Source organism: Mycolicibacterium holsaticum DSM 44478 = JCM 12374 (assembly GCF_019645835.1).
GTDB lineage: Bacteria > Actinomycetota > Actinomycetes > Mycobacteriales > Mycobacteriaceae > Mycobacterium > Mycobacterium holsaticum.
In genome coordinates this window covers 3,690,061-3,712,519 of sequence record NZ_CP080998.1, presented here as the reverse complement: position 1 = coordinate 3,712,519, position 22,459 = coordinate 3,690,061, and the positions used below count along the sequence as shown (strand labels likewise).

21 protein-coding genes are annotated in these 22,459 nt (G+C 66.7%); 10 read left to right on the top strand and 11 right to left on the bottom strand.

All coding sequences use genetic code 11. From position 1 onward, the window contains the following. Positions 1-20: 20 nt before the first annotated feature. Both K3U96_RS18010 and K3U96_RS18005 read right to left on the bottom strand, forming a co-directional pair. A complete protein-coding gene (locus tag K3U96_RS18010) occupies positions 21-2,147 on the bottom strand; it encodes an Rv1355c family protein (RefSeq protein ID WP_220690614.1) in 2,127 nt (708 codons plus the stop codon). Continuing rightward, positions 2,144-2,893 (bottom strand): hypothetical protein, encoded by a 750-nt coding sequence (locus K3U96_RS18005; protein ID WP_069407869.1) that lies wholly within the window; start codon positions 2,891-2,893, stop codon positions 2,144-2,146. The genes K3U96_RS18010 and K3U96_RS18005 overlap by 4 nt, the downstream gene beginning before the upstream one ends. A gap of 536 nt (positions 2,894-3,429) precedes the next feature. Between K3U96_RS18005 and K3U96_RS18000 the strand changes: the two genes are divergently transcribed. Continuing rightward, on the top strand, positions 3,430-3,882 hold the full coding sequence (locus K3U96_RS18000) for a MaoC family dehydratase (protein ID WP_069407870.1): 453 nt from the start codon (positions 3,430-3,432) through the stop codon (positions 3,880-3,882). Positions 3,883-3,890: 8 nt separating this feature from the next. On the opposite strand, the gene K3U96_RS17995 is transcribed toward K3U96_RS18000, so the two are convergent. Next, the gene (locus K3U96_RS17995) at positions 3,891-4,712 is read right to left on the bottom strand and encodes a mycofactocin-coupled SDR family oxidoreductase (RefSeq protein WP_220690613.1); all 822 of its coding nucleotides are present in this window, start codon (positions 4,710-4,712) and stop codon (positions 3,891-3,893) included. Then, positions 4,709-5,881, bottom strand: a complete 1,173-nt coding sequence (locus K3U96_RS17990; RefSeq protein ID WP_220690612.1) for an acyl-CoA dehydrogenase family protein — start codon at positions 5,879-5,881, stop codon at positions 4,709-4,711. The genes K3U96_RS17995 and K3U96_RS17990 overlap by 4 nt, the downstream gene beginning before the upstream one ends. A 244-nt stretch (positions 5,882-6,125) precedes the next feature. Here K3U96_RS17990 and fabG point away from each other — a divergent pair, with 244 nt between their 5' ends. The 4 genes from fabG (at position 6,126) to K3U96_RS17970 (ending at position 10,020) form a co-directional block, all read left to right on the top strand. Further along, a complete protein-coding gene (gene fabG / locus K3U96_RS17985; protein ID WP_220690611.1) occupies positions 6,126-6,866 on the top strand; it encodes a 3-oxoacyl-ACP reductase FabG in 741 nt (246 codons plus the stop codon). 78 nt (positions 6,867-6,944) lie between these two features. Then, positions 6,945-8,159 carry an acetyl-CoA C-acetyltransferase gene (locus K3U96_RS17980; protein ID WP_220690610.1) on the top strand — a complete coding sequence of 405 codons (1,215 nt, stop codon included), beginning with the start codon at positions 6,945-6,947 and terminating at the stop codon, positions 8,157-8,159. After that, positions 8,156-9,349, top strand: a complete 1,194-nt coding sequence (locus K3U96_RS17975) for an acyl-CoA dehydrogenase family protein (RefSeq protein WP_220690609.1) — start codon at positions 8,156-8,158, stop codon at positions 9,347-9,349. Before K3U96_RS17980 ends, K3U96_RS17975 begins: the two co-directional genes overlap by 4 nt. Before the next feature lie 2 nt (positions 9,350-9,351). Next, on the top strand, positions 9,352-10,020 hold the full coding sequence (locus tag K3U96_RS17970) for a GntR family transcriptional regulator (RefSeq protein ID WP_220690608.1): 669 nt from the start codon (positions 9,352-9,354) through the stop codon (positions 10,018-10,020). An 82-nt stretch (positions 10,021-10,102) separates the two neighbouring features. On the opposite strand, the gene K3U96_RS17965 is transcribed toward K3U96_RS17970, so the two are convergent. From K3U96_RS17965 to K3U96_RS17940, 6 genes are read right to left on the bottom strand one after another with little or no spacing between them, the layout of a single operon-like run. Next, positions 10,103-11,590 (bottom strand): class I adenylate-forming enzyme family protein, encoded by a 1,488-nt coding sequence (locus tag K3U96_RS17965; protein ID WP_220690607.1) that lies wholly within the window; start codon positions 11,588-11,590, stop codon positions 10,103-10,105. Then, positions 11,583-13,100 (bottom strand): class I adenylate-forming enzyme family protein, encoded by a 1,518-nt coding sequence (locus tag K3U96_RS17960; RefSeq protein WP_220690606.1) that lies wholly within the window; start codon positions 13,098-13,100, stop codon positions 11,583-11,585. Before K3U96_RS17960 ends, K3U96_RS17965 begins: the two co-directional genes overlap by 8 nt. Then, positions 13,093-14,559 carry an AMP-binding protein gene (locus K3U96_RS17955; RefSeq protein WP_220690605.1) on the bottom strand — a complete coding sequence of 489 codons (1,467 nt, stop codon included), beginning with the start codon at positions 14,557-14,559 and terminating at the stop codon, positions 13,093-13,095. Before K3U96_RS17955 ends, K3U96_RS17960 begins: the two co-directional genes overlap by 8 nt. Further along, on the bottom strand, positions 14,556-15,350 hold the full coding sequence (locus K3U96_RS17950) for an enoyl-CoA hydratase/isomerase family protein (RefSeq protein ID WP_220690604.1): 795 nt from the start codon (positions 15,348-15,350) through the stop codon (positions 14,556-14,558). Before K3U96_RS17950 ends, K3U96_RS17955 begins: the two co-directional genes overlap by 4 nt. Continuing rightward, the gene (locus K3U96_RS17945; RefSeq protein WP_220690603.1) at positions 15,341-16,150 is read right to left on the bottom strand and encodes an enoyl-CoA hydratase/isomerase family protein; all 810 of its coding nucleotides are present in this window, start codon (positions 16,148-16,150) and stop codon (positions 15,341-15,343) included. Before K3U96_RS17945 ends, K3U96_RS17950 begins: the two co-directional genes overlap by 10 nt. Positions 16,151-16,168: 18 nt before the next feature. After that, positions 16,169-16,972: an enoyl-CoA hydratase/isomerase family protein gene (locus K3U96_RS17940; protein ID WP_220690602.1), complete on the bottom strand. Its 804-nt coding sequence runs from the start codon at positions 16,970-16,972 to the stop codon at positions 16,169-16,171. 96 nt (positions 16,973-17,068) lie between these two features. Here K3U96_RS17940 and K3U96_RS17935 point away from each other — a divergent pair, with 96 nt between their 5' ends. The 4 genes from K3U96_RS17935 (at position 17,069) to K3U96_RS17920 (ending at position 20,659) form a co-directional block, all read left to right on the top strand. Continuing rightward, positions 17,069-17,725, top strand: a complete 657-nt coding sequence (locus tag K3U96_RS17935; protein ID WP_220690601.1) for a hotdog family protein — start codon at positions 17,069-17,071, stop codon at positions 17,723-17,725. Then, positions 17,722-18,501 (top strand): FadR/GntR family transcriptional regulator, encoded by a 780-nt coding sequence (locus K3U96_RS17930; protein WP_069407917.1) that lies wholly within the window; start codon positions 17,722-17,724, stop codon positions 18,499-18,501. Before K3U96_RS17935 ends, K3U96_RS17930 begins: the two co-directional genes overlap by 4 nt. Positions 18,502-18,511: 10 nt before the next feature. After that, positions 18,512-19,405 carry an enoyl-CoA hydratase/isomerase family protein gene (locus tag K3U96_RS17925; protein WP_220690600.1) on the top strand — a complete coding sequence of 298 codons (894 nt, stop codon included), beginning with the start codon at positions 18,512-18,514 and terminating at the stop codon, positions 19,403-19,405. A 78-nt stretch (positions 19,406-19,483) separates the two neighbouring features. Further along, positions 19,484-20,659, top strand: a complete 1,176-nt coding sequence (locus K3U96_RS17920; RefSeq protein ID WP_220690599.1) for a thiolase family protein — start codon at positions 19,484-19,486, stop codon at positions 20,657-20,659. Between the two features lie 65 nt (positions 20,660-20,724). On the opposite strand, the gene K3U96_RS17915 is transcribed toward K3U96_RS17920, so the two are convergent. Next, positions 20,725-21,453: a TetR/AcrR family transcriptional regulator gene (locus tag K3U96_RS17915; protein WP_220690598.1), complete on the bottom strand. Its 729-nt coding sequence runs from the start codon at positions 21,451-21,453 to the stop codon at positions 20,725-20,727. A gap of 237 nt (positions 21,454-21,690) precedes the next feature. Between K3U96_RS17915 and K3U96_RS17910 the strand changes: the two genes are divergently transcribed. Continuing rightward, positions 21,691-22,452: a crotonase/enoyl-CoA hydratase family protein gene (locus tag K3U96_RS17910; RefSeq protein ID WP_069407671.1), complete on the top strand. Its 762-nt coding sequence runs from the start codon at positions 21,691-21,693 to the stop codon at positions 22,450-22,452. Positions 22,453-22,459 lie beyond the last annotated feature (7 nt).

Sequence of the window (22,459 nt, the reverse complement as noted above, 5' to 3'; positions counted from 1 at the left end):
GACTTCCAGGCTTCTGGGCACTAATCCTCCGTAACAGGACGAAACACACTGCGGCGGCGGCTTTGCACCGACGGGCTCGGCACATCAGCGAACCGGAGTATCAAGGCCTGCGATTCCGTGGGCTCGGTGTTGGCGAGCTCACGGAAAGTGTATTGCAGCTCGGCAAGCTCCTCGACAAATGCAGCAGACAGGGCCCGCAGGTCCTCGGCGTCGACGGCGTAGAGGAAGACCGGTGAAACCGGTTGGACACCAAGCCCTTGCTGTTGGGCGGTCACCCACACCGACTCGACCGCCGAACCCGCGCGCGCATAGTCGACCAGACGGTGGCCTTGTACGGAGACCACGCCGAGCGCCGAGCATGCGGTGACCCGGTCGTAGGTGTCGTCACCGAGCGCGGTTCCGCCGTCCCAAGCGGCGAGCTGGGCCATCACCTCCGGGCGTCGCAGGATGTCCAGCATCACCAGGTCGCCCTGCGGCAACTCGAGGCTGCGGATGTCGATACCGGTGTCAGGTGAGGGGTCACCGGGCCAGCGAAGCTCGCTGATCATCTCGGCGTGTAGCCGCGGCGTCAGGTAGCGGATGCGGTCAGCGGCGGCGAGAATTCGCGCGGCGGCGTCGAGCTGTTCTGCCGTGCTGAGAATTTCGAGTCGGGCACCCTCCCGCTGTGCGGCCGCGCGCAGAAGCTCCCGGGTGTGCGGGGCGATGGGGTCGTGCTTGGCCGGCCGGCGGTTGGTCTCTCGGCGCAGCACCGCGTCGTAGAGCGTGGCGAGCGCCGGATCGTCACCTGCCGCCAGATCCACCGTCGCAACCAGGGGAGAGCGTTCACCGCCGGATTCGAGCCTTACTTCGGCGACCATCTTGTGGGCTGCGGCGGCAACGCGTGCGTTGAAGGCGGCCGCACCCACTGCTACGGCACTGGCCCGGCAGCCGACGTCCATCGTCGTCGCGCGTTCGGGGTCCAGCGCGATACTCACCGAATCGCCGAGGGCCTGGATGCGCCACGGCTGCGCGTTTCCGCCGGAGGGTGCGCGGTTGGCCGCGGCTACGACGGCCTGGATCGCGTCAGCTGCCGTCGCCGGTGATTCGGGGCGGTCATCAACCCATTGTTCGGCCGCGGCGAGGACCGGTTCTTCGATGCGGTCGAGCCCCGCGGCGAGGTCGATTCGCACCCTGCCGGAGGCAAGTGGTTCCCCGAGGCCGATCCGCCGGACCGCCTCGGCGACCGCCGCGGAGTTGAGCGCCACCTCCGAGGCGATCTGCGGCCATGTCGACAGCGTCTTGCCGACCTCGATCAGCGATGCCGCCATGCGCGGGGACACCTGTGTGGCATCGACCAACCGCAGCGAGTGCGGAACTTTCTCACGGGCGTCCAGGTTCCTGAGTTGCGCGGCGTCCACATCACCGATCAGACCGTGCAATATCGGCCGGCTCGGTTCGAGGTCGAACCTTTCGACGTCGAGCAGGCAACGGTCGGAGGTGGCCATCAACACCGGCAGCCGCCTTGCCCGCGCCGCCTCGCGGACAAGTACCTTCGCGTCCAGCGAGTCACACTCTTCGAGCACGATGTCGACGTTGTCCATGAACTCGTCGACGGAATCCTCTGTGATACCCGACGTTTGCACCACCAACCGCAGATAGGGGTCGAGTTCGGCGATCCGTCTCGCGCATACCACCGCTTTGTTCACACCCAGGTCGAAAACGGTGGCGGGCACTCGGTTCAGATTGGACAGTTCGAGGTCGTCGAAGTCGGCGAGTCGCAGTTCACCGCAGAAGCCTTGCGCGGCAAGGGTGTATGCGATGGCGTGTCCCACGCTGAGGCCGACGACACCGATACGCAGCCGGCTGAGCCGGTCGAGTTCGGCGCCGGTGACCAGGTTGCGGTTGCGGTCCAGCCGCAACCGCCTGAAGCCGCGCGGGCCCAGCACACTGACTACCTTTGCCCGCCACGGGTAGTGGACCCATCGGGCCGGCTCGCCGGTCACCTCAGCGCCTACCGGCGGCCGCAAACCCTCCAGGGCTGCGCGCTGCGCGCTGGCCGCGTCGATGAACTCGACATGTGGGTCAGCCCGCAACTCCTGGAGGAGCGGATCGTCAGTATTGAGGACTATTGCGTTGCACTGCTCTGCACCAGGGGTGCCTGCTGTCATTGCGCGATTCCGGCAGCCATCAGGTCGTCAGCTGAATGCAGCCATGGCGCCATCTGCCGCTGTTCTGCGTAGAATAGCGAAAGCTGCTGCGGATCAGCATAATTGGCGAAGGTGCGCCGATCCCACCAGGCCAGCCTGGTCTGGTAGCGGTGATCGGGGTAGGGCGTCGCGGGGATTTTGGTCGCCAGCTGGCCGCCCGAGGACAACCAGCGCTTGAGAACGTAGGAGGCCGCCGTCGCCACGATGAACTGAATGTCGAGCAGGTTCATCGCGTGCAGGGGGGTACGTGAGATTGCGCTGGTCAACTGCCGGCTGCGGTCGGGGTCATCGGTCACCCAGGCGGTCTTCATCTCGACGACGCCGAACGGCAAACGGTCGGCGACCATTTTGCGCACCGCGGCATAGCCTGGCTGGCCGCTCCACTCCTGCAGCGCATGGCACTCCTCGGCCGACTGGTAGGGCCCCTTTGCGCGCAGTCCGCCGACCACCCGGCCTGCGTCGTCGACGCAGGCCGCGAACAGGATCGTGTCCCGGCCCGACGGCAGAGCGTCCATGTCAAGCGCCCGCTCGACCCCATGATTGCTGTAGCTTTTGCACGCTCCGCGGACGAAGTCCTGCCACAGGTCCCGCTCGACTTTCGGATCGGCGAACACGACCGTGCACTCGGTCTGGGGATCCCAACAGCTCGGGCTGTCCTGCAGGCTGGTGACAATGGGGTCGGTGATGTCGACGGGGGAAATCGTCATGGTCGTCCATTCTTTAGGCGGCCGACCAACCATTGGTCGGCTTTGATTTCTTGGATAGTGAAGTGCGCATGCAATCTTGAGTATCTCGCTGTCGGCCGCTGGAAAACCAGCTAGCGACGAAATCTTGTCCCGTGTCGAAAGAATACCCAGGAGTAGCTTCGCGGACACCACAGCTGTCGAGCGCTTTATGGCTATCTATATAGCAATTATACCCGCAGGTCATTGAAGTAAGTAATCGTCCGTGGCGAACTCAATCCGCGCAGCGTCCTGGTTCCAGGCCCGGATTGCCAAAATTTTGCTCTGCAAGCGCGTAGCGAGACGAATTCTCGGTATGCGCGGCGGTGGGTAATCGATTACAACCGGCAAATCCCGCCTCCTGGCCATTGTCAGGAACTGCCGAGTTTGCGCCGGTGCACCGGATCCGGGGTTCCGCGGCACCGACGGGGAGTGCTTGTTCTGTCGCGCGCGGTGCTATGGCACTGTGAGGACCGCATCGTCTGATGCGGGTGGTCTTCTGACGGGACGAAGGAGTAGCAGTGAGAACGTTCAAGGACCTCGATGAGCTCGTCGCGGCTGAAGGCAGCGAACTGGGTCCCACGGAGTGGCTGGAAATCAGCCAGGAGCGGGTCAACCTGTTCGCCGACGCCACCGACGATCACCAATGGATTCACGTTGACCCGAAGCGTGCGGCGGACGGCCCGTTCGGTGGCACGATTGCGCACGGGCTGCTGACGCTGTCGCTGCTGCCGCACTTCATGCACCAGCTCTACACCGTCGGCAACGTCACGATGGCGATCAACTACGGCTACAACAAGGTTCGCTTCATCACGCCGGTCAAGGTAGGCGCGAAAGTACGTGCCCGCGCGGAGATCTCAAAAGTCGATCAGCTCGACGGCGCGGTGCAGTCGACCATGACCACCACGGTGGAGATAGCGGGCTCGGAGAAGCCGGCCGCGGTCGCGGAGTCGATCGTGCGCTACATCCGCTGACGATCCGTTCAGTACTGGGTTGACCCCTGGTCGACGGGGATCGCCGTCGCGGTCAGGTATCTCGACTCGTCGCAGGCAAGCCAGTAGACCACGTCGGCGACATCCTCTGGCTCGAGAATCCACGTCGGCAGGAACGGCGTCATCATGTTCTGCAGCGCCGGGTTGGTCTCCATCACCTTGCCGATCGCCGTGATCATGTCGCCGGAACCCATCGCGGTGTTGACCGGACCGGGGTGCACGCTGTTGACCCGGATGGAGTGCTTGCCCAGTTCGGCGGCGAACGCGCGCGCCATCCCGGTGACGGCGTGCTTGCTGGCCGTGTAGTGGATCATGAACGGTTGCAGCTTGAGTCCCGCCGCCGAGCTGATCAGGATGATGGATCCGCCGCGGCCACCGTCGATGATCTTCTGGGCGCCGGCCATCACCGTGTTCCAGGTGCCGGTGACGTTGATGTCCATGACGTCTCGAAAGTCGTCGACGGTGATCTCATCCCACACCTGGGGCGGGGAGATGCCCGCGTTGGCGACGATGATGTCGAGGCGGCCGAAGGCGGCGACGCCCTCGGCCACCGCCTGGTTCAACCCCTCGGTGTCGCGGACGTCGACTTCGGAGGCGAGGATGCGGCGGCCCGTTGCCTCGACGAGGCGGGTGGTCTCGGCGAGGTCTTCAGGAGTCGCGTGGTCGTATGGCACGCAGACGGGCAGCTTGCCGGCGATGTCGATCGCGATGATGTCCGCGCCCTCGCGGGCCATCCGGACGGCGTGAGCCCGGCCCTGGCCGCGGGCGGCTCCGGTGATGAAGGCCACCTTGCCGGTCAGCCGTCCGCTCATGCGCGCTCCTTCTGTGCCGTTTTGACCAGGTTCGACCCGATGATGAGCCGCTGGATTTCGCTGGTGCCCTCGTACAACCGCAGTAGCCGCACGTCCCGGTAGATCCGCTCGACGGTGACCTCGCGCATGTAACCGCTGCCGCCGTGGATCTGCACCGCGAGATCGGCGACCTTGCCTGCCATTTCGGTGCAGTACAGCTTCGCCGCCGACGGGGCGATACGGCGATCTTCGTTGTCGACCCACTTGCGTGCCGCGTCGCGGACCAACGCCTGCCCGGCCAGCACCCCGGTCTGCTGGTCGGCGAGCATCGCCTGCACCAACTGGAAGTTCCCGATCGGGGTCCCGCCCTGTGTGGCGGTGGCGGCGTAGGTCACCGACTCGTCGAGCGCACGCTGTGCGGTGCCGACCGCGATCGCCGCGATGTGCACGCGCCCCCGCGCCAAAGAGATCATCGCGGCGCGGTAGCCGATGTCCTCGCTGCCGCCGACGAGCGCCGCCGCGGGCACCCGCACGTCGTCGAAGCTGACGTCGGCCGTCCATGCGCCTTCCTGGCCCATCTTGGCGTCCTTGGCGCCGACCTGGACGCCGGGCGTATCGGCGGGCACCAGAAAGACCGCGATGCCCGCCCCGGCGTCATCGGCCGGACGGGTGCGGGCGAAGACCACGAACAGGTTTGCCGTCGGCGCGTTGGTGATGAACCGCTTCTGGCCGGTGATGACCCAATCATCGCCGTCGGCAACGGCTTTCGTACGCAACCCCGACGGGTTGGAACCGGCGCCCGGCTCGGTGAGGGCGAAGGATGCGACGACGTCGCCGCTCGCGATGGGTTCCAGCCAGCGGGCCTTCTGCTCGTCGGTGCCGAAGCCGACCAGCACCTGCCCGGCGATGCCGTTGTTGGTGCCGAACATCGACCGCAAAGCCAGCGATGTGTAGCCCAGTTCCATCGCCAACTCGACGTCCTGCACCAGGTCGAGGCCCAGCCCGCCCCACTGCTGGGGGATGGCGTAGCCGAACAGGCCCATCCGCTTGGCCTGCTCGCGCAGATCGTCGGGAACGCGGTCCTCGCGCAGGATCTCCTGTTCGCGCGGCACCACCGCGGTACGCACGAAGTGCCGGGTCTGGGCCAGGATCTCCCGGAAATCGTCGTGGTTGACGTCGGATGCGGTCATCGGCACATGCTTCCCTTCGGCATCGGAGCGGCGCGAGCATTTCCGCGAGTACGTCCAGCGAGTTCGTCCAGCGCGTTCGTTCCGCGAGCAGACGCGGAATCGCACGATACCGCCGCGGAACGCGCGACTCTGCGTCTGCTCGCGTGGCCTGCGCCGGCCCGTAACTCGGGCGATCATATATGAAATATGATGTGCGATTGATCCGGCCCTCAGGGGGCTGATCCCGACGAGGAGGGTGAGCTAGGTGTCGTTGTTGACCGGACAGACGGCCGTCGTCACGGGCGGTGCACAGGGCCTCGGCCTGGCGATCGCGGAGCGGTTCATCGCCGAGGGGGCGCGCGTGGTGCTCGGCGATCTTGATCTCGTCGCGACGCAGGCGGCGGTGAAACAGCTCGGCGGAGATGACGTCGCGTCGGCGGTGCGCTGCGACGTCACCGATGCAGCCGAGGTCGACGCGCTCGTCAGCGCCGCGCTCGAGCGCTTCGGCGGGTTGGACATCATGGTCAACAACGCCGGCATCACCCGCGACGCGACCATGCGCAAGATGACCGAAGAGCAGTTCGACCAGGTCATCGCCGTGCACCTGAAGGGGACCTGGAACGGCACCAAGGCGGCCGCGGCGATCATGCGCGAGAACAAGCGCGGCGCGATCGTGAACATGTCGTCGATCTCGGGCAAGGTCGGCCTGGTCGGCCAGACGAACTATTCGGCGGCCAAGGCCGGCATCGTCGGTTTGACGAAGGCAGCCGCCAAGGAGCTCGCCCATCTCGGTGTGCGGGTCAACGCCATTCAGCCAGGGCTGATCCGGTCGGCGATGACAGAAGCCATGCCGCAACGGATTTGGGATCAGAAGCTCGCGGAGGTGCCGATGGGGCGCGCCGGTGAGCCCGCCGAGGTGGCCAAGGTGGCATTGTTTCTGGCCAGCGATCTGTCGTCGTACATGACCGGAACGGTGCTCGAGGTGACCGGCGGCCGATACGTATGAGCCGAACTCGACGAAATGGCGGGATCTACTCGCACTTTCCCGCCGGTTTGTCCCGTTGGGCGAGAAAAGAGGGGTGCCATGCGTGACGCGGTGATCTGCGAACCGGTACGCACACCGATCGGCCGCTACGGCGGCATGTTCAAATCGCTGACCGCCGTCGACCTCGGCGTCACCGCGCTCAAGGGCCTGCTCGACAGGACCGGGATCGACCCCGGCGCAGTGCAGGACGTCATCCTCGGCCACTGCTATCCCAACAGTGAGGCACCCGCGATCGGCCGCGTGGTGGCGCTCGACGCGGGTCTGCCGGTCACCGTGCCTGGTATGCAGGTCGATCGTCGCTGCGGTTCGGGTCTGCAGGCCGTCATCCAGGCCTGTCTGCAGGTGGCCGGTGGCGACAACGACGTCGTGGTCGCAGGCGGCGCCGAAAGCATGAGCAACGTCGTGTTCTACTCGACCGACATGCGCTGGGGCGGGGCTCGATCCGGTGTGCGCGTGCACGACGGGCTGGCCCGCGGCCGCACCACCGCGGGCGGACAGCACTATCCGGTGCCTGGCGGCATGCTCGAGACCGCCGAGAACCTGCGCCGCCAGTACGGCATCTCCCGACAGGAACAGGACGAGCTGGCGGTGACGTCACACCGGCGGGCGGTGGCCGCGCAGAAGAACGGCGTCCTCGCCGAGGAGATCGTGCCCGTCACCGTGCGCACCCGCGCCGGCGATGAGCTGGTCGACACCGACGAGCACCCGCGCGCCGACACCTCCGTCGAGGCATTGAGCAAGCTCAAACCTGTTCTGGGCAAGGAAGATCCGGAGGCCACCGTCACCGCGGGCAACTCCAGCGGGCAGAACGACGCCGCGTCCATGTGTATCGTCACCACACCCGAGCGGGCCGACGAACTCGGCCTCACCCCGTTGGTGCGGCTGGTGTCCTGGGGAGCGGCCGGGGTGGCGCCAAACGTGATGGGTATCGGTCCGGTGCCGGCCACCGACGCCGCGCTGGCCAAAGCCGGGTTGACGCTGGCGGATATCGACCTCATCGAGCTCAACGAGGCGTTCGCCGCCCAGGCGCTGGCGGCGATGCGCGAGTGGAAGTTCACCGCCGCCGACCACGAGCGCACCAACGTGCATGGCTCCGGCATCTCGCTTGGCCACCCGGTCGGCGCGACCGGAGGACGCATGCTGGCCACGCTGGCTCGCGAGATGAACCGCCGCGACGCTCGCTACGGCCTGGAAACCATGTGCATCGGCGGCGGGCAGGGACTGGCAGCCGTTTTCGAAAGGATCGGCGCGTGACCAAACTCGCCCAGACTCTCGGGCTGACCGAGGTGCAGACCGAAATCCTCGCCACCGTTCGCCAGTTCGTGGAGAAAGAGGTCATCCCGAACGCGCCGGATCTCGAGAAGACCGACACCTACCCGCAGGCCATCGTCGACCAGATGAAGGACATGGGTCTGTTCGGGCTGATGATCCCCGAGGAGTACGGCGGTTTAGGTGAATCGCTGCTGACCTATGCGCTGTGCGTCGAGGAACTCGCGCGCGGCTGGATGAGCGTATCCGGCGTGCTCAACACCCATTTCATCGTCGCCTACATGCTGCGTCAGCACGGCACCGATGCACAGAAGCAGCGTTATCTGCCCCGGATGGCGGCCGGCGAGACGCGCGGCGCGTTTTCGATGTCCGAACCCGAGTTGGGTTCTGACGTCGCGGCGATCCGTACCCGCGCCACCCGCACCGCCGACGGCAACTATACGATCGACGGCCAGAAGATGTGGCTGACCAACGGCGCAAGCTCGACGCTGGTCGCGGTGCTGGTGCGCACCGACGAAGGCGCCGACAAGCCGCACCGCAACCTGACCGCGTTCCTGGTCGAAAAGCCGGTCGGCTTCGGCGAAGTCGTGCCCGGCCTGAGCATTCCCGGCAAGATCGACAAGCTCGGCTACAAGGGCATCGACACCACCGAGATGATCTTCGACGGGTATGTGGCACATGCGGACGACATCCTCGGCGAAGCACCCGGTCAGGGTTTCGTCCAGATGATGGACGGTATCGAGGTGGGCCGCGTCAACGTTTCGGCACGGGCGTGCGGCGTCGGGATCCGCGCGTTCGAGCTCGCGGTGCGGTACGCCCAGCAGCGGCAGACGTTCGGTAAGCCGATCGCCGAGCATCAGGCGGTGGCCTTCCAATTGGCCGAAATGGCAACCAAAGTCGAGGCTGCCCATCTGATGATGGTCAACGCTGCCCGGCTCAAGGACTCCGGCGAACGCAATGACGTCGCCGCGGGCATGGCCAAGTACCTGGCCAGTGAGTTCTGTTCGGAGGTCACCGAACAGAGCTTCCGCATCCACGGGGGATACGGGTACTCCAAGGAGTACGAGATCGAACGGCTGATGCGCGACGCCCCGTTCCTGCTCATCGGTGAGGGCACCAGCGAGATCCAGAAGAACATCATCAGCAAGCGGCTGCTCGCGGACTACCGGATCTGACCGTGTCGGCCCCGGATTTCGCCACCCGCCCGCAGTTGGCTGAGGATGTCGCGCGCTTCGTGCGCGGGCGCATCTTCGACGGCACGTATGCGGCGGGAAACTATGTGCGGCTAGATCAACTCGCGGCAGAACTGGGGGTGAGCGTCACCCCGGTGCGCGAGGCGCTGTTCGAGCTGAAGGCCGAAGGCCTGCTCGCACAACAACCGCGGCGCGGTTTTGTGGTGCTGCCCGTGACGGGTCGTGACCTGACCGATGTGTCCAACGTGCAGGCCTACATCGGCGGCGAACTGGCGGCGCGGGCCGCGGCCAACATCACCGACGAGCAGTGGCGTGGGGTGGAAAAGATCCAGACCGAGCTGGAGTCGGCGTATGCCGGCGACGACGTCGAGCTCGTCGTCCGCCTCAACCACGAATTCCACCGGGCGATCAACGTGGCCGCCGACTCACCCAAGCTGGCCCAGTTGATGTCGCAGATCACCCGCTACGCACCGGAGTCGGTGTATCCGACGATCGCGGGGTGGCCGGAGAAGTCCAACCAACACCATCGACGGCTGTTGGCCGCGCTCGAACACCGCGACGAGCACCTGGCCCGCACGGCGATGTCGGAGCATCTCGCTGCGGGCGCCGAGCCGCTGATCGACCACCTCACCGAACGCGGCGTGGTCACCTAGCTTTCACGCCCAAAGGGACAATTGGGCGGGAAAGTGCGGGTAAAAGTCGCCAAGACGTCGATCGCGGCGCGTGGCCGCCCGGTCAGCTTTCGGCGAGCAACGCGCGCATCTTGGCGACGTCGACCTTGCCCGAGGCCTTGCGCGGAATGTCGTCGTCGGAGTCGACCAGCAGCCAGACCGTGGGAACCTTGAACGCACTCAACCGCGTGCGCGCCGCGGCGCGGATCTGCGCAACGGAGATGTCCCCGACGACGAGGGCGCCGACGGCGCCGGAAACGTCGGTGACGCACGCATTGTGGACACCGTCGATGGTCCGTAACGCTTGTTCGACCTCGCTGGGATAGACCGTCGCACCGCTGACCTTGAACATGTCATCGGAGCGGCCGTGGAAGAACAGGAACCCGTCGTCGTCGAGATGGCCGAGGTCGCCGGTGGGGTAGTAGTCGTCGGGGGTGAACAGCTCTTCGCGGCCGCGCCGGCACATTCCGCGCATCACATGCGGCCCGCGGATCTGGATCACCCCGGTGACGCCCGCCGGTACCGGCTGGCCGGTTTTGGCGTCCACGATCCGGACTTGCATGCCGTCGAACGGCTTTCCGCAGCTGCCCCAGGCAGAGCGGGGCATATCGGTGTCGGCACGAAACCCGCAGTAGGGTCCGAACGACTCAGTCATGCCGAGCAGCTTCGCCCGCGCGCCCGGCGCACCACGGTGCTCGGCGGGCAGCAGCGCCTCGAGGCTGCCGGGACGCAGCGCCGACAGATCGGCGTCGACCGACCCGGATTGCCGCGCCAGCGCCTCGGCCTGGTCGGGCCAGCCCCGAAACAACGTGACCCGTTCACGCTCCAACAACCGCAGGGTCGTCTCCGGCTGCGGAATCTGTTCGGTGACCAGCGTCGCGCCCGCCGCCAGCGCGGTCATGATGCCGCTGCCGAACCCACCGACCCAGAAGAACGGCATCGGCAGATACAACCGGGTGTCGACGTCGATACAGCGCGCGTCAAGGCCGGAGCGCACGGCGCGCAACGCGTTGCCGTGCGAGTGGATGACCCCTTTGGGTGGGCCGCTGCTGCCGGAGGTGAACATGATCGCCAGCGTGTCGCTGGGGGTGACGGCCGCGGTGACGGCGTCGATCGGCCCGGCGTCGCCGGTCGACGGTAGCTGGTCGGCGCGCCACACCTGATGTAGCGCAGGCAGATCGGCCCGTACGCTGGACAGATCGTCGAGATAGCGGTGCCCGCGGAACTCCTCGACGGTGATCAGGATCTGCACCGAAGCGACGCGCAGCTGCGCGGCCAGTTCCGGAGCGGTCAGCAGCGTGCTCAACGGCACCAGCACGGCGCCGATGCGGGTCAGCGCCATCGCGATCCGCACCCATTCGACGCTGTTGGGCATGATCAGCCCGACGCGGGTGCCCTTGCCGACGCCGGCGGCGAACAACGCCGCGGCCAGCTCGCGAGTGCCGGCGTCGAGCTCGGCGTAGGTCATCCGGTGGTCCTGGTCGATCACCATCAGTGTGGACCCGTGGTTGGCGGCGTGCAGCCGGATCAGCGCGTCGATCGTGTCAGGCATCGAATACCTTTGTCAGCCGGGGAATGTCGATCTTGCCGCTGGACAGCACCGGTATCTGCGAACTCGGCATGACGACGAACCGACGGGGAATCTTGTATGCGGACAGTTCACCCTTCAGCGCTTCACGAAGCGCCGACGCGTCGAACGCCTGCGTGTCGTCGTCCAGCGCGATGACGGCGGCGACCAGTTGTCCGCGCTCGGAATCGGGGATGCCGACGACGTGTGCCACCGTTCCGCCGGTCACCCCGGCGATCGCCCGTTCGACCTCCGCGGGCGCGACGTTGGCTCCCGCGGTCTTGATCATCGCACCGTGCCTGCCGACGAAGTAGACGTATCCGTCTTGATCGACGCGCACGAGATCACCGGTGTGAAACCAGCCGTCGGCATCGAAGCACTCTTCGCGGCTGCGCTTGTAGTACCTCTGCATCAGGTACGGGCCGCGGATGCAGAGTTCCCCGATTTCGCCGACGGCGACGGCGGCGTCGGTGTCGGGATCGATGACCTTGGTGTCGAAGCCGGGCAGCGGTTTGCCGAAGGATCCGCGCCGGTGCTCTGGCTGGTCGGAATCGTCGGCGCTGATCGTGATGACGCTGCCGGATTCGGTCATTCCCAGCATCGAGTGCCGCAACTCAGGATCGGCCGGGCGCAGCTGCGGGGCCATGATCGGGTACAGGTTGCCGCGACGCAGCGACGACAGATCCCGCTGCGGCAGGCTCGGATGGCGGGCAAGGTTGGCGATGCCGGCCACGAAACCGTTGGTCATGGTCGGCTTTTCGGCCTCGATCAGATCGAGCGTGTCGCCCGCGTCGACAGCGTTGGAGCAGACCAGCGTCGCACCTTCCAACAGCACGGCCAGGATCGCGAACGCGAACCCGCCGATCCAGAAGAACGGGGAATTGCAGAACAACTTGTCCTGGGCGGTCAGACCACGGAACGTGTTGAGCGCGCGCTGGTGTTCGAGCAGCGACGCGTGGGTGTGCAGCGCGCCTTTCGCCGCGCTGGTGGACCCCGAGGTGTACACGATCGCCAGCGGATCACAGGCGTCGACGTCGCTTTCCAACGCGCCCAGCAGCGCCTCGTCCACCCTGCCGTCGGGCCCGGCGTCGATCAGCACGTGGCGCAACAGCGGAAGCGAGTCCACGATCCCGTCGAGCCGCTGCCGGTAGTCGTGGGTCCGGTACGACGCGGTGGCGAGCAGGATTTCGACGTCGGCGTGGGCCAGTTGCTCACGTAGCTCCGGTGCGGTGGCGAAGGTGGAGAACGGGATGACAACGGCGCCGATTCGCGCTGCGGCCATCATCGCGACCACGAACGCTGAGCCGTTCGGGTACAGCACGCCGACATGGGTGCCTTTACCCGCGCCGAGCGTGATCAGGCCGCGGGCCAAGCGCGCGGATCGTTTGTCGGCGTCGGCGTAGGTGAGCCGGTCGGCGTCGCAGATCAGAAAGGGGTGGGCGCCGCGACGTTCGGCCTGCCCCCGCAGCACCGCGCCGACCGTGGTTTCAGGCATGCTCGACGGAGGTGGTGAAGAATTCTCGGATCGCGTTCAAATCGGGCTTGCCCGACGGCGTGCGGGGGATCTCGGCGACGACGGTGATGTCGGTGGGGATCTCGTAGCGCGCCAGCCGGGTTCGCAGGTGATCCATCAGCGCGGCCGTCTCGACGTGTTCGCGCAGTTCCACCATGGCCACCGGCGTCTCGCCGAGCCGCTCGTCGGGGCGGCCGACGACCGCGGCGCCGTGCACGGCGGGGTGGCTCTCCAGTGCGGCACGCACCTCGTCGGGCATCACCTTGAAGCCGCCCCGGATGATCGCCTGGTCGGCGCGGCCGAGGATCCACAGAAAACCGTCGGCGTCGATGCGGGCCATGTCGGTGGTGCGCAGCCAGTCCGCGGACGGCCCGAGCTGACCCGGTTTGACCTCCAGCAGCCCGGGCTGGTCGGCCGCCAACGGTGTGCCTGCGTCATCCACCACCCGCAACTGCGCGCCGAGCGTGGCCCGTCCGACGCTGCCCCGCTTGGCTTTCCAGTACCGTTGATAGTCCGCGAATGACCAGCCGGCCACGCCGCCGCCGAATTCGGTTGCGGCATAGGATGTCAGCACCGGTATGCCGAATTTGGCGGTGAACGCATCGGCGTCCTCGGCCGACAGCGGCGCGGTACCGGAGGTGACCGCGCGGATGCCGGCCAGATCGTCGCGGGTCAGATCAGAGTGCAGGACGGTGCGTAATGCGGCGGGCACCAGCGACACCGCGCGCGGGCGATGGCGGCGCACCGCATCGGCCCACGGGTGCAGTTCGAAGCGGTCCAGGAGCGCGAACGAGCGGGCCTCACAGACACACTGCAGGACGCGGTACACACCGCCGATGTGCACCAGCGGCGCGTTGACGATCGCCACACCCCGTCGCAGTTCCTTCGGTGCCGTTGCGTTGGCGTAGTCGGTGCCGATCACGCTGCACGCCAACATGTCGTAGGTGAGGTCGACGCGCTTGGGTGGCCCCGTCGTTCCGCTGGTCAGCATCCGTACGGCGACATCGGCCCGCCCGGTGTCGGGGCCGGCCCCGTTCGCGGCCACCACATGCGGTGGGTCGGTGATACCGGCGATCGCCACCGTGGTGGTGTTTGCGGACGGTTGCACCAGCGTCTCGAGGTCGGCGTCGGTTCCGATGATCAGCGGGAGCCGGAGTCCCTCGATGTCGTCCTTGATCCGGTCATCGCCGCGCGAGGGGTTGATGACGACGACGGTGCCGCCGCCCACCAGCACGCCGAGCAGGGCGGCCACGTGGGACGGGTTGTTGCGCAACAGGATTCCGACTTGGCTGTCTTCGACGCCGACGGCCGCGACCTGGTGCGCGAGGCCGGCGACCTGTCCCCACGTGAGCCACTGCCCGTCGTACTCGATGGCGTTTGCGCCCGGCTGCAGGCGCAGCACGGCGGCGATGCGTCGGCGCAGCGGATGATCGGTGGTCATCGGATCCTCGGGGTGGTCCTGTCGCCGCCGCGGGCGGCGAGTTCGGCCGTTCCGAGCGGATTGCCCAGCCTGGTGTAGATCAGGTTCTGTTCGAGCGCCGCACGGTACGGCTTCTCCAGCGACTCCCAGATCGCCTTCACGGTGCCCTGGGTGGCCGACGGCGGTTTGGCCGCGATGCCGGTCGCGATCTCATGAGCGCGCGCCCACAACGTCTCGGCGGTAACCACCTCCGTCACCAACCCGATCCGCAGCGCGGTGTCCGCGCCGACCCGTTCGTCGTTGCCCATCAACGCGATCCGCAGCGTGTCGCCGAGTCCGACGCGGCGCATCAGCCCGATCGGCTCCAGCGCGCACACCAGACCGCCGCTGACGTGGGAATCGAAGAAGGTCGCATCCTGCGAGCAGATCACCACGTCGGATTCGTTGAGGAAGTAGAACGCGCCCGCCGTGCACATGCCCTGCACCGCGCACACCACGGGTTTCCACATCTTCTGCCACTTCGGGCTGAGTTTCTCGCCGGGATCCTCGTGATTCCACACGTTGTCGGGTTGGCCGTACGACGACTTGATGTCCAGGCCCGCGCTGAACGCCTTGTCGCCTGCGGCACGCAACACGACCGCGTTGACCGAGTCGTCGAACTTGACGATCCGCCAGGCCTCGGCCATCTCGTCACACATCGTGCGGTTGAACGCGTTCAGTGAACCCGGCCGGTTCAGGGTGATCGTCGCGACGTGATCCGCGGGGTCAAGGTCGAGCAGGATCGTCTCGAAACCGTCTGCGGTCATCGGCATTTCCAGTTCGGTGCGCGCTTTTCCATGAACGCCTTCGGTCCCTCGAGTGCATCCTCGGTGCGGACCACCCGTTCGCGGAACGTCTCGGCGAGGATCTCGCCGTCGTGCATCGGCAGGTCCAGCGTCTTGTGGATGGCCAACCGGGTACCACGAACGGCGAGCGGCGCGTTGGAGTTGACGATGTCGGCGATCTCGTTGGCCCGGTCCAGCAACCGGTCGTGTTGCACGACCTCGCTTATCATCCCCAGCTCGTAGGCCCGCTGCGCGCTCATCCGTTCGTGCTTGCCCATCAGCGCCATCCGCAGCGCGACGTTGCGCGGCAACACCCGCGCCAGCCGGACCATCTCCCGGGCCGCCACCAGCCCGATGCTCACGTGCGGGTCGAAAAACGTCGCCTTGTCTGAAGCGATCGCGATGTCGCCGGTGGTGATCCAGTCCAGCCCGGCACCGCAGCACAACCCGTTGACGGCGGTCAGGACGGGTTTGGCCATCCGCCGAAACGGTGGCGTGCCTTCCTGCGGCGCCTCCCACTGGTCGTAGGTGGACAGATACGGGCGTTCATAGACCACCCGGCCGTCCTCGGGGATTTCACCGACGTCGGCGCCTGTGCAGAACGCGCGCCCGGTGCCTGTCACGATGACGATCCAGACGTTGTCGTCGTTCTCGGCCTCGTCGTAGGCGCTGCGCAGCTCGCTGACGGTGTGCGGGCTCAGCGCGTTGAGCGCGTCGGGCCGGTTCAGCGTGACCGTGGCTTTGTGTCCGTCGACCTCGTACTTGATGTCGGTGAAAGTTGACGACATGTTCGAACTCCCTATCCGTCAGCGCCCCTGGAAATCCGGCGGCCGCTTATCGCGGAAGGCCGCCAGGCCTTCTTTGAAATCAGTTGTCCGGCAGGACAGTTCCACGTTGTACAGTTCCTGGTTCATCGACTGGGTCAGCGTCGCATCCTGCCCGTAGAAGATCGCCTGCTTGGCCAGTCCGATCGCGACCGTGGGCCCGGACGCCAACCGGGACAGCAGTTCCTCGCTGACCGCGCCCAGTTCGGGGTCGGGAACGGCGCGGTGGATCAGCCCCCAGTCGGCGGCTTGGGCGGCGTCGACCTTTTCTCCGAGCAGCAGCATCTGCTTGGCGCGGGTGAGGCCGACCAGCCGGGGCAGTAGCCAGGTGGACCCGGAGTCCGGGCTGAACCCGCGGTCCACGAACGGCTCCCAGAACACCGCGTCGTCGGTGGCCACCGTGAAGTCGGCGGCCAGTGCGAGGTTGCAGCCCAGTCCGACCGCCCAGCCTCGCACGCTGCACACCACCGGCAGCGCGATCGTGTGGATCAGCTCGATCACCCGGTTGCCGGTGTGGGGGAGGCGGCGCACGAGGTGACCTGTGCGCGGCCGCTGGCCGGCGGAGTTCGTGGCGACCCAGTCCATCCCGCTGCAGAAGTCGGTGCCCGCGCCGCGGATGTGGATCGCGCGCAGCGAATCGTCGGTGGCGGCGTCGGTCAGTGCGGCGACGAACGTGTCGATCATCGGATGGCTCAACGAGTTCCGCCGCGACGGGCGGTCGAGCGTGATGCGCAGGATAGCGCCGTCACGCACCGCGCTGACCACCCCGTCGGCCGCTTCGTCCACGGTTGAATCCGCCCATCCTGAGCTATACGGTTAGACATACAGTATTGCTATCTTGTACAAGTTAGCAAGGAAAGCGCGGCCGGCGGAAGGGGACCGATGGCACCGGACAGGCCCCGGTTCGGCGAAGAGCCGCTGCCGCAGACCGTCGCCGCCGCCGGCGCCATCCGCCGGCTCAGCGGCCTGCTCCTCTCTCTGGAACACGAGCACCCCACCGTGGACGCCATGCTCGCCCAGATCGCCGAGTGGGAGACCGAGCTGGCCGCGGCCGTGCCGCCCGACCCGACCCCCCGGATGGGGGGCGACGGCAGCGAAACCCGGCGGGTCTACCTCGACCACGCCTTCGACATCGGTGCCTACAACCCGTGCTTTCCCGAATACACCTTCGATCATCTCGACGACGAAAACGCGTCGGGCCGCGTTACTTTCCCCGTCGTCTTCGAGGGCCCGCCGGGTTTGGTGCACGGCGGTCACCTGGCCGTGTTCTTCGATTGCGTCACCCAACATCAGAGTTGCGCTGCGCGGCGCACTGGCAAGACGCGCTCGCTGACGGTGACCTTCCAGCGGCCGACACCGATCCTGACCGAGCTGCGTTTCGACGTGGTCCGCGCCGAATCCGACGGCCGGGTAACCTCGACCGCGCGGTTGCTGCGCGAGGACGACGTGTTGTGCACCGGCGAGTTCAGCACCGTGGCCACCTCACCGGATCGGCTGTCGGTGGTGCAGTTCGGCAAGCGGCGGGCGCCGAGCCCGTGACCAGCGTGCAGCGCATCCGTCAGCCTCGGGTCGCCGAGATCGTGGCGTCGCGGTTGCGCGACGACATCTTGTCGGGCCGCATCAAGGAAGGCGACGTGCTGCCCTCGCAGGACAGCCTGCTCGCCGAGTTCGGTGTCAGCCCACCGGCCCTGCGTGAAGCGATCCACCTGCTGGAGACCGACGGGCTGATTTCGGTGCGCCGCGGAAACGTCGGCGGGGCGGTCGTACATCTGCCGTCGGCCGAGCGCACCGCCCACATGATCAGCATGGTGCTGCAGACCCGCTCGGCGACACCCGCAGATGTCAGCGGCGCGTTGCTGCATCTGGAACCGATATGCGCGGGTATGTGCGCGGCCCGCGAAGACCGCGAAACCGAAGTGGTGCCCTACCTGGAAGCCGCGATCCGCACGCAGAGCGAAGAATTCGACAACCTGTCGCGGTATGTGCCCAACGCCAGGCGGTTTCACGAGGCCGTCGTGTCGCGCTGCGGCAACGAGCCGATGATCCTGGTCATCGGCTCGCTGGAGTTGATCTGGTCGGCGCACGAATCGTCGGTGTGGAGCGACGAGGCCAGCCCGGCCGATCCGATGAACTACAACACCATGCGGGCCGCGCTGCGGGACCACCAGCGCCTGCTGGATGCCATCCGCGACGGGAACGAGACGCGCGCGGTGCGGCTGGCCCAAGCTCACCTGGCCGCCGCCCGGCGCAACACGCTGGCCGTCGGAACTGACAAAACCATTGAAGCCAAACTGATTTCACACCCCGAGCAGTGAGGGAACCACGATGACGACCACCGGCGACGACCGCGTCCTGTTCGACGTCGAATACGACAAGCGGATCGCGACGATCACGTTGAACAACCCGTCACAGCGCAACTCCTATGACGCGGCGATGCGCGAGACGGTCGGGCGCTGCCTGGAGCTGGTGGCCGAGGACGACGACATCGTCGTCGTGGTGCTACGCGGTGCCGATGGCGTGTTCTCGACCGGGGCGGATATGAACAACGCCTACGGCTGGTACGGCAAGGCTGACGGCTCCGCCAAAGACCCCGCCAACGCGCAGGCCAAGAGCAGGCCCAGCCAGCGCCGGCGATTGGCGGTGGACCGCAAATCCTTTGGCTTCTACCACAACCTGATGGGCTTTCCGAAGGTGACGGTGGCCGAGATCAGCGGCTACGCCCTCGGCGGCGGCTTCGAGATGGCGCTGATGGCCGACATCGCCGTCATCGCCACCGACACCAAGATCGGCATGCCCGCGACCCGGTTCCTCGGGCCTGCGCTGGGCAGCCTGCACATGTTCTTTCACCGGTTGGGCCCCGTGCTGGCCCGCCGGTTGCTGCTGACCGGCGACATCATCGAGGCGGGCACGATCGAACATCTCGGCGTCTTCACCGACACCTGCGAACCGGCGGCGGTGAGCGCACGGGCGCGATACTGGGCGGAGAAAGTCGCCAAGATGCCCGCCGACGGCGTCGTCATCGCCAAGGAAGCGTTCCGCCTCGTCGAGCAAAGCCAGGCCTACCAGGGCGAGGAGGTCGCCAGCTATCTCTTCCACGCCTACGGGACGAACCTGCAGTTCGCGCCCGGTGAGTTCAACTTCGTCAAGACCCGCGCCCAGCACGGCACCAAGGAGGCCTTCCGGCTGCGCGACGAGCACTTCCACGTCCCGGAACCCTGAACAGGCCCGCCACTTCCGCCGACGATACATAAGCTGCTATTTTTGTAAAGTCGATAACATCCAGCGCGAGGATCTAACATGCCCACACCCGTCATCGTCGGTGCCACCAGGACAGCGATCGGTCGCTCGTTCAAGGGAACCCTGGTCAACACCACGCCCGAGACGCTGATCACCACCGTGCTGCCCGAGGTGGTCCGTCGCTCAGGGCTTGACCCCAGCGCGATCGACGACATCATCTTCGCCGAATCACACTACGGCGGAGGCGATCTCGCTCGCTACGCGGCCACTGCGACGGGTATGGAGCACGTTCCCGGGCAGTCGGTGAACCGGCACTGCGCGGGCAGCCTCACCGCGATCGGCAACGCCGCCGCCCAGATCGGCTCCGGGATGGAGCGCGCGCTGATCGCCGGTGGCGTGCAGTCGCTGTCGATGACGCCGCTGACCAACCAGCGCATCCCCGGTCCCGAGCTGAAGTTCGAGGAGCGGTGGATGCCGCCCACGCACGTCGAAACGCCCGACGCGCCGTGCAAGGACATGTCGATCACGGTGGGCTGGAACACCGCGCAGTCCGCCGGCATCACCCGCGAGGAGATGGACGCCTGGGCCGCACGCTCGCACCAGCGCGCCGTCGCGGCGATCGACGCCGGCAAGTTCGTCGACGAGATCGTGCCGCTGAAGGTGCAGCAGTTCGACGGATCGGTGATCGAGTTCAGCGTCGACGAGCACCCCCGTCGCGACACCACCGTCGAAAAGCTGGCCGGGCTGAAGGTGCTGCACCCCGAGATCGAGGGCTTCTCGATCACCGCGGGCAACAGCAGCGGCACCAACGACGCCGCCGCCGCGGTGGCCCTGGTCGACAGCGCCTACGCCGACGCCGAGAAGCTGACCAAGATGGCGGCCGTGAAGGCGTGGGCGTCAGCGGGTGTCGCGCCGCGCGACTGCGGGCTGGGCGCGGTCAAGGTGATCGGCAAGGTTCTCGACCGGGCCGGGCTCAAGCCGTCCGACGTCACGCTGTGGGAGATCAACGAGGCGTTTGCCTCGGTGCCGATCGCGGCATGCCGCGAGTACGGCATCGACGAGGAGCTGGTGAACTTCTCCGGAAGTGGTTGCAGCCTCGGCCATCCCATCGCCGCCTCGGGTGCGCGGATGGTGACCACGCTCATCTACGAACTGCAGCGACGCGGTGGCGGCATCGGCGTGGCCGCGATGTGCGCGGGCGGTGGCCAGGGCGGCGCGGTCGTCATCGAGGTCTAACGCGTGTGATTTCGGTGTAGTTGGTCACGGTAGGCGTGACGAACTACACCGAAATCGCCTCGTGGTTAGCGCTTCTTCTTCGCGGGCTTGGCCTTGTTCGCCTCGATCAGCCGCTCGGCGTGGTCGAGGATGCATTCGAGACCGAACTCGAAGTTCTTCTCGTCGGCCGCACCGATGTGATGGCCCTTCTCGGTGACCAGGGCCAGCAGCGGTGTGCTCTCCGCGTCGATCGACATGGTGTCCTCGATGTCGCTGGGCCCCTCGTTGGCCGCGCGGTTCTTGTCCCGCAGCCGCTGCAACACCACCGACCCGCGCACGTGAACCGACACCGCGGAGTAGGTGTCGAAGGCGTCCTCCGGCGACAGCCCAGCCTCGACCAGGCTGGCGATCGCCTTCTCGACCTCTTGGACGCCCAACTTCGCCGCCCGCGGGCTCAGCGCAGACCGGATGAGGATCAGGTCGCACAGAATGGGGTTGCCCATGAACGTCTTTCGCATGGTGCGCGCATGGTTGCGCAAGGTCTCGCGCCAGTCCTTGGCCTCGACATAGGGCGTCGCGAAGACGTACTGGCGCAACGCGCGGTCGGTCATCGCGTTGAGCAGTTCGTCTTTCTTGCGGAAGTACCAGTAGATGCTCGTGACGCCGACGCCGAGGTGCTTGCCCAGCAGCGGCATGGACAGGTTGTCGATGCCGACTTGTTCGGCGAGCTCGAAGGCGCCGTTGATGATGTCGTCGGGATTGATGGACCCGCGCTCACGCCGCTGACGTTTCTCGGCGGTTGCCTGCCTTGCCACGAAGGGCACCTCCATCGGAATCAGCCGCGCGCGCAGCCCCCCGAACCGGGGTGGTGGACCTGAATGTACCGGCAGCCGTGCTCTGATCTGCGTCTTTGCAAGTGTGTCGCCGCTCGGCCGTTACCGTCAACCTTACCGGGAGCCATCCGGTCGACGGCTCCCACGGCCGTTTCGCTGTTCTACTGTAAGACCTATAGTAAGCTTTTCTAGCTAGTCTGGTGAACCGAAAGGCCGAGAGTGTCGGACGAAATTCTCACGGAGCGCCGAGGGCGTGTTCTCGTCATCACGATCAACCGACCGGATTCGCGCAACGCGGTGAACCTCGCGGTCAGCCAGGGTTTGGCCGACGCGGTCGACGAACTCGACGCCGATAAGGACCTCTCGGTCGGGGTGCTGACGGGTGCGGGAGGCAACTTCTGCGCAGGCATGGACCTCAAGGCTTTCGCCGCCGGCGAGCAGGTCGCAATCGCCGGCCGCGGCATCGGCTTCACCGAACGGCCACCGCGTAAGCCGCTGATTTCCGCCGTCGAGGGCTATGCGCTGGCCGGTGGCACCGAGGTCGTGCTCGCGACGGATCTGGTGGTGGCCTCGCGCGAAGCGAAGTTCGGCATCCCCGAGGTCAAGCGCGGGCTGGTGGCCGCAGGTGGCGGGCTGCTGCGGCTGCCGCGGCGCATCCCGTATCAGAAGGCGCTGGAACTGGCGTTGACCGGCGACAGCTTCACCGCCGAGCAGGGCGCGGCGTGGGGGTTCGTCAACGTGGTGACCGAACCGGGCGGCGCGCTGGACGGAGCGATCGAACTCGCCGAGCGCATCACGGCAAACGGGCCGCTGGCGGTGGCCACCACGAAGGAAATCCTCGTCAAGTCCGCAGAGTGGAGCGAGGACGAGATGTGGCAGAAGCAACTCGAGCACATCATTCCGGTCTTCACGTCCAACGACGCCAAGGAAGGCGCGCTCGCGTTCGCCGAGAAGCGCCAGCCGAACTGGACCGGAACCTGACCGCGAC

Coding starts and splice junctions, on each gene's coding strand:
- K3U96_RS18010 (WP_220690614.1), bottom strand. CDS start 2,147: ATGACAGCAGGCACCCCTGGTGCAGAGCAGTGCAACGCAATAGTCCTC.
- K3U96_RS18005 (WP_069407869.1), bottom strand. CDS start 2,893: ATGACGATTTCCCCCGTCGACATCACCGACCCCATTGTCACCAGCCTG.
- K3U96_RS17995 (WP_220690613.1), bottom strand. CDS start 4,712: ATGAGCGGACGGCTGACCGGCAAGGTGGCCTTCATCACCGGAGCCGCC.
- K3U96_RS17990 (WP_220690612.1), bottom strand. CDS start 5,881: ATGACCGCATCCGACGTCAACCACGACGATTTCCGGGAGATCCTGGCC.
- K3U96_RS17980 (WP_220690610.1), top strand. CDS start 6,945: ATGCGTGACGCGGTGATCTGCGAACCGGTACGCACACCGATCGGCCGC.
- K3U96_RS17965 (WP_220690607.1), bottom strand. CDS start 11,590: ATGCCTGACACGATCGACGCGCTGATCCGGCTGCACGCCGCCAACCAC.
- K3U96_RS17960 (WP_220690606.1), bottom strand. CDS start 13,100: ATGCCTGAAACCACGGTCGGCGCGGTGCTGCGGGGGCAGGCCGAACGT.
- K3U96_RS17955 (WP_220690605.1), bottom strand. CDS start 14,559: ATGACCACCGATCATCCGCTGCGCCGACGCATCGCCGCCGTGCTGCGC.
- K3U96_RS17950 (WP_220690604.1), bottom strand. CDS start 15,350: ATGCCGATGACCGCAGACGGTTTCGAGACGATCCTGCTCGACCTTGAC.
- K3U96_RS17945 (WP_220690603.1), bottom strand. CDS start 16,150: ATGTCGTCAACTTTCACCGACATCAAGTACGAGGTCGACGGACACAAA.
- K3U96_RS17935 (WP_220690601.1), top strand. CDS start 17,069: ATGGCACCGGACAGGCCCCGGTTCGGCGAAGAGCCGCTGCCGCAGACC.
- K3U96_RS17925 (WP_220690600.1), top strand. CDS start 18,512: ATGACGACCACCGGCGACGACCGCGTCCTGTTCGACGTCGAATACGAC.
- K3U96_RS17920 (WP_220690599.1), top strand. CDS start 19,484: ATGCCCACACCCGTCATCGTCGGTGCCACCAGGACAGCGATCGGTCGC.